The organism is Altererythrobacter xiamenensis (genome assembly GCF_900177715.1).
Classification (GTDB): domain Bacteria; phylum Pseudomonadota; class Alphaproteobacteria; order Sphingomonadales; family Sphingomonadaceae; genus Erythrobacter; species Erythrobacter xiamenensis.
Window position 1 is genome coordinate 377,283 of record NZ_FXWG01000001.1, and the last position, 14,031, is coordinate 391,313.

General features: G+C 62.2%; 12 protein-coding genes. 11 read left to right on the forward strand and 1 reads right to left on the reverse strand.

Translation table 11 applies throughout. From position 1 onward, the window contains the following. The first annotated feature begins 14 nt into the window (after positions 1-14). Both CCE89_RS02005 and CCE89_RS02010 read left to right on the forward strand, forming a co-directional pair. A complete protein-coding gene (locus CCE89_RS02005) occupies positions 15-827 on the forward strand; it encodes an SDR family NAD(P)-dependent oxidoreductase (RefSeq protein WP_086436356.1) in 813 nt (270 codons plus the stop codon). Between the two features lie 6 nt (positions 828-833). After that, positions 834-1,727 carry an alpha/beta fold hydrolase gene (locus CCE89_RS02010; RefSeq protein WP_086436357.1) on the forward strand — a complete coding sequence of 298 codons (894 nt, stop codon included), beginning with the start codon at positions 834-836 and terminating at the stop codon, positions 1,725-1,727. Positions 1,728-1,736: 9 nt separating this feature from the next. On the opposite strand, the gene CCE89_RS02015 is transcribed toward CCE89_RS02010, so the two are convergent. Beyond that, complete coding sequence (locus tag CCE89_RS02015; protein WP_200810275.1) at positions 1,737-2,804, reverse strand: DUF2332 domain-containing protein; 1,068 nt, start codon at positions 2,802-2,804, stop codon at positions 1,737-1,739. A 54-nt stretch (positions 2,805-2,858) separates the two neighbouring features. Between CCE89_RS02015 and hisG the strand changes: the two genes are divergently transcribed. The 9 genes from hisG (at position 2,859) to CCE89_RS02060 (ending at position 13,936) form a co-directional block, all read left to right on the forward strand. Beyond that, positions 2,859-3,527 (forward strand): ATP phosphoribosyltransferase, encoded by a 669-nt coding sequence (gene hisG / locus CCE89_RS02020; RefSeq protein ID WP_086436358.1) that lies wholly within the window; start codon positions 2,859-2,861, stop codon positions 3,525-3,527. Beyond that, on the forward strand, positions 3,527-4,816 hold the full coding sequence (hisD, locus tag CCE89_RS02025) for a histidinol dehydrogenase (protein ID WP_086436359.1): 1,290 nt from the start codon (positions 3,527-3,529) through the stop codon (positions 4,814-4,816). Before hisG ends, hisD begins: the two co-directional genes overlap by 1 nt. Beyond that, entirely contained in the window at positions 4,813-5,265 is a 453-nt protein-coding gene (gene nusB, locus CCE89_RS02030; protein ID WP_086436360.1) for a transcription antitermination factor NusB, read from the forward strand. The genes hisD and nusB overlap by 4 nt, the downstream gene beginning before the upstream one ends. A 17-nt stretch (positions 5,266-5,282) precedes the next feature. After that, positions 5,283-6,119 carry a thiamine-phosphate kinase gene (gene thiL, locus CCE89_RS02035; RefSeq protein ID WP_327078638.1) on the forward strand — a complete coding sequence of 279 codons (837 nt, stop codon included), beginning with the start codon at positions 5,283-5,285 and terminating at the stop codon, positions 6,117-6,119. A 165-nt stretch (positions 6,120-6,284) separates the two neighbouring features. Next, a complete protein-coding gene (locus CCE89_RS02040) occupies positions 6,285-8,441 on the forward strand; it encodes a sodium-translocating pyrophosphatase (protein WP_086436362.1) in 2,157 nt (718 codons plus the stop codon). Positions 8,442-8,660: 219 nt separating this feature from the next. Then, positions 8,661-10,754: an alpha/beta hydrolase family protein gene (locus CCE89_RS02045; RefSeq protein ID WP_086436363.1), complete on the forward strand. Its 2,094-nt coding sequence runs from the start codon at positions 8,661-8,663 to the stop codon at positions 10,752-10,754. Between the two features lie 175 nt (positions 10,755-10,929). Next, positions 10,930-12,114 (forward strand): GNAT family N-acetyltransferase, encoded by a 1,185-nt coding sequence (locus tag CCE89_RS02050; RefSeq protein ID WP_086436364.1) that lies wholly within the window; start codon positions 10,930-10,932, stop codon positions 12,112-12,114. Further along, complete coding sequence (locus CCE89_RS02055) at positions 12,111-12,983, forward strand: cupin domain-containing protein (protein ID WP_086436365.1); 873 nt, start codon at positions 12,111-12,113, stop codon at positions 12,981-12,983. The genes CCE89_RS02050 and CCE89_RS02055 overlap by 4 nt, the downstream gene beginning before the upstream one ends. A 32-nt stretch (positions 12,984-13,015) precedes the next feature. Further along, positions 13,016-13,936: an acyl-CoA thioesterase gene (locus CCE89_RS02060; protein WP_086436366.1), complete on the forward strand. Its 921-nt coding sequence runs from the start codon at positions 13,016-13,018 to the stop codon at positions 13,934-13,936. Positions 13,937-14,031 lie beyond the last annotated feature (95 nt).

Below are 14,031 nucleotides of genomic sequence, written 5' to 3' on the forward strand. Positions count from 1 at the left end.
CTGGAGAGGATTGCATGGATTTCAAGGATAAGGTCGTCTGGATCACGGGCGCATCGTCAGGGATCGGCGCGGCGCTTGCACGCGAATGGGCCAGCCGCGGCGCGCATCTGGTGCTGTCGGGGCGTGACGAGGCGCGCCTGTCCGAAGTGGCCAAGGACTGCGGCGAAACGCTGATTCTTCCATTCGACGTTCGTGACGATGATGCGCTGGCCGAGGCGACGCGAAAAGCGATCGACTGGAAGGGCGGCGTCGATTTCGCGGTTGCCAATGCCGGTGTGTCGCAGCGCAGCCAGGCGCTCAAGACCGACATGCAGGTCTATCGCGATATCATCGAGATCGATCTCACGGCGCAGATTGCCTTTGCCCAGGGCCTGATCGGCCACATGGCAGAGCGCGGCTCGGGCGGCCTGGCCTTCATCTCCTCGATCGCAGGCAAGGTCGGCGTGCCGATGCGAACCGCCTATTCCGCGGCGAAATTCGGCCTTGCCGGCTATGCCGACGCGCTGCGCGCCGAACTCAGCCAGAAAGGCGTTTCGGTTCACGTCATTTACCCCGGCTCGATCGCGACCGACGTCAGCCGCAATGCGCTGACCGCCGACGGCAGCAAGCGCGGGCGGAGTGACAAGGTAATCGACGAAGGCATTCGCCCGGATGACGCGGCCAAGAAGATGATAGATGCCATCGTGCTCGCCCAGCGCGAGATCATCGTGGCCGAGGGTATGGAGGAGGCGATGGGCGAACTCCGCCGAACGCCCGACCAGCTGCTCGATCAGGTCGCGGGCATGGTCGCCAACGGCTACATGGAAAAGATGGAAGCGGAAGGCTGACGCGCGATGAAGCAGACCCGCGTCAAACTCGCCAATGGCATCGAGCTCGATGTTGTCGATGAGGGCCCGCGTGATGCACCCGCGCTGATCTTCCTCCACGGCTTTCCCGAAAGCCATCGCACCTGGCGCCACCAGATCGCGCATTACGCCGACCAATACCGCTGCATCGCGCCCGACCAGCGCGGCTATCGCGGCTCGTCGAAGCCGCAGGAGGTCGAAGCCTACACGCCCGACAAGCTGATCGGTGACATCTTCCTGCTCGCCGATGCGCTGGGCATCGACACATTCACTATCGTCGGTCACGACTGGGGCGGAGCGATCGCCTGGGGCGTTGCCGTCACCGGCCAGCACGCCCGCGTCACCCGCGCCGTGATCGCCAATGCGCCGCATCCCCTTGTTTTCCAGCGCCTGCTCTACACCAATCGCGAGCAGCGTGAGGCGAGCCAGTACATCCGCGCTTTTCGCGATCCTGCGAATGACGCGCTGGTTCGCGAGCATGGGCTGACAGGTCTGCTTCAGCACGCAGTCAATTGGGACAAGCCGTCAGCCATGGAGCCTTCAGAGCGCGAAGCATTGCTCGAGGACTGGAAAGATACCGACGCGGCTTTCGGAATGCTCAATTATTATCGCGCAAGTCCGATGACGGTTCCGAGGATGGGCGAACCCTTTGAATTGCCTGCGGCCTACACCCCTCCGTCCTTGCCGGAACTGACCATACCCACGCTTGTCATCTGGGCGCTGGACGACATGGCTTTGCCGCCCGAGAATCTCGACGGGCTGGACGAAGTGATCGAACCTCTCGAAATCGTGAAGGTGCCGGATTGCGGGCACTTCGTCCCTTGGGAAGCGCCGACAGAGTTCAACTCCGCAATGGACGCGTTTCTAGAGCGGACAGCCTAGGCCGAGAGCCTACTCCGCGCCGGTCCATTCGACCCAGGCACCATGCGGATGGGCATGCGCGAGCATGACTTCCTCCGCGCCGCCGGGCCAATAGCGCAGGCGCAATTCGTGGCGGAACGTCTCGCGGTTGGTCTCCAGCTTCATCCACGCAAGCGGGCGGTCCGTAGTCGCATTCTCAGCAGCCGAAGCCATCGCTTTTTCGATCCGGCCCTGACTTGCTTCGGGAATATATTGCCACACGATCGAGTGGAATAGCACGCGGGTAGTGCCCTCCTCCTGCGGCTCGGCCAGGGCAGCCTCGACGAAATCGGCGGCATCGGCAGCGACCACATCGGGCTTGCGCTCGCCAGCCAATTCGGCGGCGGCATCGATCCGGTGCATGCGCAAGGACGCCTCAGGCCAGACATAGCTCTTGAGACGCAGGACCGCGTCCTCGTCGGTCAGATCGACCGGAGAAATATCGCAGCCCCTGATCGAGACGATCTCCAGCTGATTGTCCGGCGGCGCTTCCCCGCGCCATTCGGGGGCGATACTCATGGGGCTCGCATCCGGCCCGACCGCCACACCGCCCAACTCGTAATGATAGCGATCCATCATGGTGTTGATGCCCGCACTTGCGCCCAGTTCGAGCATTTCGAAGCGCGGCGGCACACGCCCTGCCAGCCACAGCAGTCCCGCCATGAGAGACGCGGAGCGCCCCGCTTCGTTGGTCTGAGGCGGTCCGTCGAGCCAGGGCATCAGCTCTGCATCATGCGCGCTCACCAGTTCACACACCAGCGCATCCACGCTCGGCTGGGCCGTCATGCGCCCGGCATAGACATCGGCGAGGCGCGTATCCGCGCCGCGCAATACGAGGTTATGCAGGCCCCCGGCGATCCTCAGCGGCATGGCATCCTTGAGCGAAAGGCCCTGCCAGTTCGCGATGCGGCGACCAACAGCAGTCTCGCCATCGAGCAGGGCCAGCAGCGCCCGAATGACCTTGGCCGTGCCCGGTGCGCCGCCCTCTTCTGCATGGCGCGCCTGCCATTCGATCGCATCCTCGATCGAAGTGATGTCCATTACCGCGCCATCCACCATATGGCCTCCTTTTGATTGCCCTTTTGCTGCCCAATGCCTAAGTGCCGCGGCGCGATGACCGACCAAGCAACCCAGCAACTGACCTTTGCCATTCCAAAGGGCCGCATTCTCGACGAAGCGCTGCCAGTCATGGCGCGCGCAGGCGTGGTGCCGGAAGATGCGTTCCACGACAAGGGCAACCGTTCATTGAGCTTTGCCACCACACGCGAGGACATGCGCCTGATCCGCGTGCGCGCATTCGATGTGGCAACCTTCGTCGCACATGGCGCAGCGCAGATCGGGATCGTCGGATCGGACGTGATCGAGGAGTTCGACTATGCCGATCTCTATGCGCCCGTCGATCTCGACATCGGTCACTGCCGCCTTTCGGTGGCGCGCGTTGCGGGAGCAGATGCCCCGCACGTGCATTCGAGCCATATGCGCGTCGCCACCAAATATCCGAACCTCACCCGCCGTCATTTCGAAGCGCGAGGCATCCAGGCCGAATGCGTGAAGCTGAACGGCGCGATGGAGCTTGCTCCCTCGCTCGGCCTAGCCAGCCAGATCGTCGATCTCGTCTCGACCGGACGCACGCTGAAAGAAAACGGGCTGGTCGAGAGCGATCCGATCATGGATGTCTCGGCGCGCCTGATCGTCAACCGCGCCGCGCTCAAGACCGATCCGCGCGTGGGCGAACTCGTCGACGCGTTCCGTAGCATCGCGCAAGAACGCGAGGCGGCCTGATGCGCAGCCTCAACATCAACGATCCCGATTTTGCGAAGCGGTTCCGTCGCATTGTCGACGACCGCCGCGAAAGCGACAGCGACGTCGCAATTCAGGTCCGCGATATCCTCAGGGAAGTGCGCCAGCGTGGCGACAAGGCGCTGGCCGAATATTCGATGCGCTTCGACAGTCACCGGCTTTCGACCGACGAAGACTGGGTGATCTCTACCGAACAGTGCCGCGCAGCTTATGATGAGCTGCAACCCGATCTGCGCGATGCGCTGGAACTCGCGGCGACGCGCATCCGTGTATATCACGAGGCGCAATTGCCCGCAGACCGCGACTTCACCGACGATGCAGGCGTGCGCCAGGGTGCGCTCTGGCGCGCGGTCGACGCGGCCGGGCTCTATGTTCCGGGTGGCCGGGCTGCCTACCCATCCTCATTGCTGATGAACGCCATTCCGGCCAAGGTCGCCGGTGTCGAGCGCCTGGTCGTTGTCACCCCGACCCCCAAGGGCGAGAGCAACCCGCTGGTGCTCGCCGCGGCCCATGTTGCCGGAGTCGACGAGATCTGGCGTGTCGGCGGAGCGCAAGCCGTAGCCGCGCTCGCTTACGGGACCGAGCGGATCCGCAAGGTCGACGTCATCACCGGCCCCGGCAATGCCTATGTCGCTGAGGCCAAGCGCCAGCTCTTCGGTGTTGTCGGGATCGACATGGTTGCAGGACCAAGCGAGATCCTCGTTATTGCCGACAAGGACAACAATCCCGAATGGATCGCCGCCGACCTGCTCAGCCAGGCCGAACACGATCCATCCGCGCAATCGATCCTGATCACCGACGACGAAACCTTTGCCGCCCAGGTCGAAGATTGCGTCGATTTGCAACTGGCGACGCTCGCGACCCACAAGGTCGCCAATGAGAGCTGGACAAGCCACGGCGTGATGATCGTGGTGGACGAACTTTCGCAGGCCGTCGAACTGGCCGATGCACTCGCCGCCGAGCATATCGAACTCGCCGTTGCCGAACCCGAACCGCTGCTCAGGGCCATCCGCCATGCCGGCAGCGTTTTCCTCGGCCGGATGACCCCCGAAGCCGTGGGCGATTACGTCGCCGGACCCAATCACGTCCTTCCGACCGGGCGCCGCGCGCGCTTCGCCAGCGGGCTATCGGTGCTCGACTTCATGAAGCGCACCAGCTTCATCGAACTGGGCGATGGCGCGCTTGACAAGATCGGCCCGGCGGCCGTCGCGCTCGCCCATGCCGAAGGACTGCCCGCGCACGCAAAATCCGTAGAATTGAGGCTCAAATGAACTCCCCTGCCCGTTCGCAGGCCCGCTCGACCGCAAGGCTCGCCGCCGTCCAGGCGCTCTATCAGCAGCAGATGGAGGGCACCGCGCTCGCCCGCCTGCTCGACGAGTTTCACCAGCACCGGCTGGGCAAGGAAATCGACGAGGACCACTATGGCGAAGCCGAGGTGGATTTCTTCGACGACATCGTATCCGGCGTTGATGCGCGGCGCGAGGAGATCGATGAGCTGGTCATCGGCAAGCTCTCGACCGGCTGGACGCTCGCACGGCTCGACAAGACCATGCTGCAGATCCTGCGCAGTGGCGCTTACGAACTGGTTGCGCGCAAGGACGTGCCGACAGCCGCGGTGATCAACGAATATGTCGATGTGGCGAAGGCCTTCTTCGACGATCGCGAAGCGAAGTTCGTCAACGGTATCCTCGATGCGATTGCCAGGGACGTGAGACACTGAGCGGCGAGCTCGACTTTATCGAGGCCCTGCGCGGCCTGTCGCTCCATCGGGGCGCAAGAAATCTCGAAGACGACTGCGCGGTGCTGGAGTTCGGTTCCGAAACGCTGGTCATCACGCATGACAGCATGGCCGAAGGCACGCATTGGCCCGAAAGCGCCGATCCCTTCGATGTTGCGTGGAAGCTTGTCGCGGTGAACCTGTCCGACCTCGCGGCCGCAGGCGCCGAGCCCATCGGTGTGATGCTCGCGTATTCGCTTGGTGATAGCGATGGCGACGGGCGGTTCATCGAGGGCCTGCGCGCCGTACTCGATACATACGATGCGCCGCTGCTTGGCGGCGATACGATCCGCGCCGACGGTCCTCGCACGCTCGGCCTGACCGCAATCGGCCGCGCCACCCATACCCCGGTGCCGTCGCGCAGCGGGGCGAAGGTGGGCGACGGCGTTTTCGTGACCGGAGACCTCGGCCAGGCGATGCTCGGTCATGAAGGCATCGAGGCGCACCGCGAAGCCTTCGTCCGTCCCATCCCTCTGCTTGAGACGGGCCGAGCCCTTGCAGCCGTCGCCACGGCGATGATGGATATTTCCGACGGCCTGCTGCTCGATGCGACGCGACTGGCAAAGGCAAGCGAGGTTACCCTTTCGCTCGAGAACGCGGCCATACCCGTTGCCGACAGAGCGCGCTTTGACGACTGCATTCGCTGGGGCGATGACTACCAGTTGCTCTTCACGGCGCCCTCGGGAGCCAATTTGCCCATCAGGGCGCACCGGATCGGCGAAGTCACGGCCCGCTCGGACGCTCCGATCCTGCTCGACGGCGCGCCCGTTGTCGGATCGCTCGGCTACCAGCACTAGGCGCAACCTCTCTCAGCAAAAGTGATGAAACGGGGGCCAAAGCACGGGCTCTGGGCAATGAGGCCTTGTCAGCACCACGGCATCGCTATAGCCCTCCCGCCCACGTGCCTCCACACAACGAGAGGCCGGATAAAAATCATCCACGTTTGTAAGAGGGGATTTTTCGTGGACCTTGTTCTCATTTCAATTCTGTTGGGCTTGCTCGCCGTCGTCTACGGCGCTTTCACCAGCCGTCAGGTTCTGGGCGCCGATGCAGGCAATGCGCGCATGCAGGAGATCGCAGGAGCGATCCAGGAAGGCGCTCAGGCCTATCTCAAGCGTCAGTACACCACCATCGGCTTCGTCGGTGTGGTCGTTGCCGCAATCGTCTTGCTGTTCCTCGGCCTGGTTCCGGCGATCGGCTTCGTCATCGGCGCGATCCTGTCGGGCGTTGCCGGCTTCATCGGGATGAACATCTCGGTGCGCTCGAACGTCCGCACTGCGGCCGCAGCGCAGACAGGCTTGCAGCAGGGTCTCACCCTCGCATTCCGCGCCGGCGCAATCACCGGCATGCTGGTGGCAGGTCTCGCCCTGCTCTCGATTGCCGTGTTCTACTGGTATCTCACCAATATCGCGAATTACGCGGCTGACAGCGACCAGGTAGTCTACGGCCTCGTGGGCCTTGCCTTCGGCGCCTCGCTCATTTCGATCTTCGCGCGTCTTGGCGGCGGTATCTTCACCAAGGCTGCCGACGTCGGCGCCGACCTCGTCGGCAAGGTCGAAGCCGGCATTCCCGAAGATGACCCTCGCAACCCGGCCGTGATCGCCGACAACGTGGGCGACAACGTAGGCGACTGCGCAGGCATGGCAGCCGACCTTTTCGAAACCTATGTCGTGACCGTTGGCGTCACCATGGTGCTGACCGCACTGCTGTTCGGCGACCTGCTCGGCGATCTGCTGGCACCGATGATGGCGCTTCCGCTGCTGATCGGGGGTGCCTGCATCCTCACCAGCATCATCGGCACCTATTTCGTGAAGCTCGGCAAGGGCGGCACGAAAGTGATGGGCGCGATGTACAAGGGCTTCATCATCTCCGCCGTGCTCGCGGTTCCGCTGATCTGGTTCGTGATCGATTATGCTCTCGGCGGCATCGGCACGGAAATCGGCGGTGCTGTTTCGGGCATCGATGCGGGCGCGCCGCTGGCTGAAGAAGGCACTGCGGAGCAGGTCACCGGCTTTACCGGATGGGACCTGTTCTGGTGCTCGGTCATCGGCCTTGCCATCACCGGCCTCATCATCTGGATCACCGAATACTACACCGGCACGAACTATCGTCCGGTGAAGTCGATCGCCAAGGCTTCGGAAACGGGCCACGGCACCAACGTGATCCAGGGTCTCGCCATCAGCCTTGAATCGACCGCTCTCCCCACGATCGTGATCGTGGCGGGCATCATCGCAACCTTCCAGCTCGCCGGCCTCATGGGCATCGCCTATGCAGCCACCGCGATGCTGGCGCTGGCCGGCATGGTCGTTGCTCTGGACGCATATGGTCCGGTGACCGACAACGCTGGCGGCATCGCCGAGATGGCCGGTCTCGACGAAAGCGTGCGTGAGAAGACCGACATGCTCGATGCGGTCGGCAACACGACGAAAGCCGTGACCAAGGGCTACGCCATCGGTTCGGCCGGTCTCGGTGCACTGGTGCTGTTTGCCGCCTACACGACCGACCTTGCGAAGCTGTTCCCGGATGCTGACGTCGATTTCAGCCTCGAGAACCCTTACGTCATTGTCGGCCTGCTGCTCGGCGCACTGCTGCCGTACCTGTTCGGTGCGATGGGCATGACCGCCGTCGGCCGCGCTGCCGGCGACGTGGTTGTGGACGTTCGTGACCAGTTCAAGAACGACCCGGGCATCATGGAAGGCACCAGCAAGCCGAACTATGCGAAGACGGTGGATCTGGTGACGAAGGCCGCGATCAAGGAAATGATCGTTCCCTCGATGCTGCCGCTGCTTGCACCGATCGTGGTCTACTTCGCGATCCTGTTCCTCGCCGGACAGGAGAATGCGTTTGCTGCGGTTGGCGCCCTTCTGCTGGGCGTGATCGTCGGCGGTATCTTCGTCGCGCTTTCCATGACCGCCGGTGGCGGCGCATGGGACAATGCGAAGAAGTACATCGAGGACGGCAATCACGGCGGCAAGGGCTCTGACGCTCACCACGCGGCCGTGACCGGCGACACGGTCGGCGATCCTTACAAGGATACCGCCGGTCCTGCCGTGAACCCGATGATCAAGATCACCAACATCGTCGCGCTGCTGCTGCTCGCGGCACTTGCGGCGGTCTGATCGCACTCACCCGGAAACGGGACTGGTAGGCCCCGCCCGGAGCGATCCGGGCGGGGTTTTCACTTGCAGTTCAGAGATAAACAGGCAAAACAATTGGTCATGGGGCGTCTTTGAAGATCTACTTCGCTGCGGGACTGGGCTTCTGCGTCTGAAGTAATTGCTTGGAAATTTCTGCGCCCCGACTTTTTCGGGATTCAATTGGGACGCAGGACAAATTTCATGACATTCAAATCTTTCGCGGTTCGCAGCGTGAGCGCTGTCGCACTTGGTATTGCCACCCTGACCGTCGCACCGGTGGCGGCGCAATCTACAGCGGCGGCTGAACAGACGAACCAGCGGGTGCCGATTTCAGAGATCGGCACAATACCGAATACGCAGCAGGTTCGTATCTCGCCCGAAGGCAATCGTTTGGCGATGACAGTCAACAACGATGGCCAGGAGGTCTACGCTGTCCTTGATCTCGATGACCCCAACCCGACGCCGAGAATCTTTGCCTCGTCGGGCGAATTCATGGAGGCGGGAGACCGCACCGTTGGTTTCTACCGCTGGATCGGCAACGATCACGTGGTATTTCAGCTTCTTAGCCGTGAGAATATTTTCGGACAGCGCGGCGACCTCGCTCGTCTCGTCTCATTCAATGTCAACACGGGCAAGATGGAGCCGCTGGTCTGGCGCGACTCCGGTGGCAATGCGAGCCGCATCCTGCACGTCAATCACGACACTGGTGAGTTCCTGCTCGAAAGACAGAACCTTGGTTATGAAAGCGGTGCGGACCAGAGGCGACCCGAAGTGGTCAAGGTCGATGTCGCGACCGGCAAGTTCGAACGGTTTCAGCGCCCCAATCTGATCGTCAATTCCTGGTATGCGGACGGCGATGGCGTTGTTCGTATGGGAACGTCCTATGATCCCGACAACGGGGAGTCGCGCATCCTCTACCGCTCTGGCGATTCAGGTAACTTTCGCACCGTGCAAAAAGTGGTCGACGAGAACTTCGTCGGTGAAGGTCTCCAGCCGCAAATATTCCTCGACGAGCCCGATATGGCGATTGCAACCAGCAATCACGATGGCTTTTCCAAGGTTTACAAGGTCAATCTGACGACGGGTGATATTGTAGAGGAACTCTTCGCAGTCGAAGGCTACGATGTCGGAGGCGCAATCTCCAACCGCGATAACAATGAACTTATCGGGGTGAACTACACGACGGATCGCAGCCGGGTGAAATATTTCGACCCGACGATGAAGACGATTCAGGAGCAAATCCTCGACGCCTCTTTCGGGAAAGATAACGGGCGTATCATCAGTATGAGCGAAGATCGGACCAAGCTCGTGCTGTATGTCGCCAAGCCCAATCAGCCCGGCGGATTCTATTATTACAACACGCAAAACGGTGATTTCAAACAGGTCGGCTGGATAAACAATGCCCTGAAGGATGCGGAACTCCATCCGGTCAAGATGATCCGCTACCCGGCAAGCGATGGCGAAACGATCGAAGCCGCCGTCACGATGCCGCGCCATCGTTTGGGGCAGAAGAACCTCCCGGTTGTCATGATCACCCACGGCGGACCTTTCGGTCCGCGCGACAACGCAGAATATGAACCCTGGGCCCAGAGCATGGCGGAACAGGGCTATGTCGTGGTGCAGCCGAACTATCGTGGTTCGGGGGGATATGGCACGGAATGGATCAAGAAAGGCCGTGACGATGGCTTCGGCATGCGCATGCAGGACGATCTCAACGACGCGATCGATTATCTGGCGAGCCAGGGTATCGTCGATGCGAACCGCGCCTGCATGATGGGCTGGTCTTATGGCGGTTATGCTTCGGCCCGCGCCGCACAGCGCGATCCCAACCGCTGGCAGTGCACCGTCGCTGGTGCCGGCGTCTATGATCTCGGCCTGATGCGTCGCTATGACGTCGGCTATCTCGGCAAGTTCGGCTCGAACTATCTCGCCAAGGGCGCGGCCGATCTCGACAGCGTCAGCCCGGCCGCAAACACCGATGGCGACTGGGCTCCGATCATGATCGTTCACGGCGTTCGCGATGCCCGCGTTCCGGTCGAACAGGCCCGCGTTCTGGTGAGTAACCTCAAGAGCTCCGGCAAGGTCGAAGGCAAGGACTTCATCTACCTCGAGCAGGAGAAGAACACGCATAACCTGCCTTACGATTATACGCGCATCGAATGGCTTGGCGGTGCGGCGGCCTGGCTTGAAAAGCACAATCCGGCCTATGTTTCCTCGGACCCGGACTATGCCAGCAAGCCTCCGCTGGACCCATCGACAATCAAGATGGCGAAGGAACTGAATATCGATCTTTGATCGTCTTTCAGCCGGTTGATTCAGAAGACCCCGCTCGGAGCGATCCGGGCGGGGTTTTCCTTGCCCCCATGGTTAATTCAGGCCTGCTAACGCCTTAAGAATTCCGCAGTGCCGCGCTGCTATTGCGCTCTTCACAGTGCCAGATCCGGCACAACAGGAAGAGTTAACGCGTCAGATGGCAACCGCCGCGCAGGATATCTACGAAACGTCCCCTGCTCAGGAGCTCTACGAGACTTCTGTCGAGCAGGCCATTCGTGCGCGCGGTAACGGGCTCCACTGGCTCAGTTACGACGAGCTGTTCTGCGAGGCTTTTCGCGAGGACTGGCGGGCGCTGGCATGCAGCGCGAGCGAGCCCAATCCGTTCTTCGAGGAGTGGTTCCTACTGCCGTCGCTCGCCCAGTTCGACCTGTCGGACAGGGTGCAGGTTGCCGCGCTATACGCCAACGGTCAACTCCGGGGCTTGCTGCCTGTCGGACATAGCCATGCCTATTATGGCTATCTGATGCCGCATGCCTCCACTTGGCTCCATGCCAATGCCTTCTGCGGCTCTCCCTTGATCGCCAGGGGTTTCGAACGTGCTTTCCTGCGGGAATTACTGCGTTCGCTCGACGACCATCCCAATGGAGCGCTGTTCCTTCACCTGCCCGCCATTCCCGAGGGAAGCCAGGTCGAGCGCGCTCTCGAAGCGGTCCTGGCAGAGAAAGATCGCCCGGCCGGCGTCGTGGCGCAGGAAGAGCGCGCCCTGCTGCGTTCAGAGCTGTCCTCAAGCGCATATTACGAGGACTCGCTCACCAAAAAGCGCCGCAAGGAGCTCGCCCGCCTGCGCAAGCGGCTGGGCGAAGAAGGCGAGCTGACCTTCGAACGACAGTCGGGCAAACGTGCTCTCGGTGACTGGATCGACGAGTTCCTCTCGCTGGAAGCTGCTGGCTGGAAGGGTCAGGCGGGTTCGGCCATCGCGTCTGCCCGGGACACCGAATACATGTTTCGCGGCGCGCTTCACGGGGCTGCCCGCGCCGGCAAGCTGGAACGGCTGGCCTTGCGGATCGACGGCAAGCCTGTGGCGATGCTGGTCAATTTCATAACCCCGCCCGGAGCCTTCAGCTTCAAGACCGCTTATGATGAGCGCTTCGGACGCTATTCCCCCGGTTTCCTGTTGCAGCAGGAAAATCTCGAACTGCTCGATCGCGGAGACATCGCCTGGTGCGACAGCTGCGCTGCCGAAGGGCATCCGATGATCGAACGTATCTGGCGACAAAAAAGAACCATGCTGGGTCGCAATATCGCCATCGGCGGCGGAATCCGTCGCCGCATCTTCGAGCGCCTCTTGCGCGCCGAAACGAAGAAGGACCCCCAAGCATGAACGCCCCTTTCCGTATCGAGGCGACCACTTTCGACGCTGCGGCGCGCGATGTGTTCGCCGCGAATTATCCCGAAACACCGCATATTCTCAGTCATCGGCTGGCCGGCAATCAATTGCTCGATCTCGGCGCTCTGGCAGCCCTGGCCGAACGTCTTCCGGAAAGCTCGATCGAGTACAATCGCGGTGACCTGCCGATCGGCGTCGACGGCAAGCCGGGCGCAACCGGCCTGTCGATCGGCGACACGATCCGCAAGATAGCCGAAGCCAACAGCTGGGCTGTGATAAAGAACATCGAGCAGGACGACCTCTACAACGCCCTGCTCGTCAGCCTGCTGGAGGAGATACGCCCGCAGATCGAGGCGCAGACCGGCACCATGCTTACTCCGCAGGGGTTCATCTTCATTTCGAGCCCCAATGCCGTCACGCCCTATCACTTCGATCCGGAGCATAACATTCTGCTGCAGGTGAAGGGGTCGAAAACGATGACCCAATTCCCGGCGGGCGACAGTCGCTTCGCACCGGACACGGTGCATGAAAGCTACCATGCGGGCGGTGCTCGTGAACTGACCTGGTCGGACGATCTGGCGACAGGAGGAACCGATTTCACGATCGCGCAGGGCGGAGCCGTGTATGTTCCTGTCATGGCGCCGCATTACGTGCGCAACGGACCTGTCAGCTCGATTTCGCTGTCGATCACCTGGCGCAGCGAATGGAGTTATGCCGAAGCGGATGCGCGTGGTTTCAACCGCCTGTTGCGCAAGGCGGGTTTCTCGCCGGCGCCTCCGCGCCGTTGGCCTGCCAGCAACCTGGCCAAGGCTTACACCTATCGCGCGCTGCGCAAGCTGGGGATCGCGGGCCAGCAGCATTGACGCGCAGCGATACTGGTCGCAGAGCCGCGCGCATGAATGAGAAAACGACATCGGAAAAGCTCGTAGCCGACCTCGTCAGACTGCTGACGGTCGAGGCCGGGAACGAGGGCCATTTCACCGGACTGCCGCAGAAGGACGGCATCGGAAGGGTTTTCGGCGGGCAGGTCATTGCGCAGGCGCTCCAGGCCGCGCAAGCTACCGTCGGTGATGGCAAGCAGGCGCACTCGCTTCACGCCTATTTCCTGCGCGGCGGGAAAGAAGGCCCGGCCATCGACTACCGTGTCGAGGCCGACTTCGAAGGGCGCAGTTTTGCCAATCGCCGGGTCGTCGCGAGCCAGACCGGTGAAGATGGCGAACTGGTGCCCATCCTCAACCTCACTACAAGTTTCCAGCGGCCTGAAGAGGGCCTTTCGCATGACGATGCGCCCATGCCCGACGTCACTCCACCGGAGGAGCTGAAGTCCGACATGGAAGTACGCCGAGAAATCGCGGAACGCGCTGGCGATCGGATGAACGATGCAGCGAGGGCCAACATCACCCGTCCGCGTCCTATCGAGATGCGCACCGCGGGACGACTTCACTGGATGAACAGCGAGCCGAGTGAGCCACGCGCCTACAGCTGGTTCCGCACCGCGGCTCCCCTGCCCGACGATCCCGCCCTGCACCGAGCCGTGATCGCCTATGCCAGCGATTTCACCCTGCTCGGCACCAGCGCGCTGCCGCATGGCCTGTCATGGATGCGCGGCGAACTCGTCGGGGCGAGTCTCGACCATGCCCTGTGGTTTCACCGCGAAGCGCGCGCAGACGAATGGTTGCTTTATGCCACGGACAGCCCGTGGAGCGGCGCTGGCCGCGGTTTCAATCGCGGTAAGATCTTCAACCGCGCGGGCGAGCTCGTCGCCAGCGTGGCGCAGGAAGGCATGATGCGGAAGCGGGTCAAGCAAGGCGAATAGCCCTTTGCATGGATTACCCAATTCGAGCGAACGACCTGCAGGCTGATTTCTGCTAGAGCAACCGCGGCGCCGGGCAACGACTCGCGACCGGGATC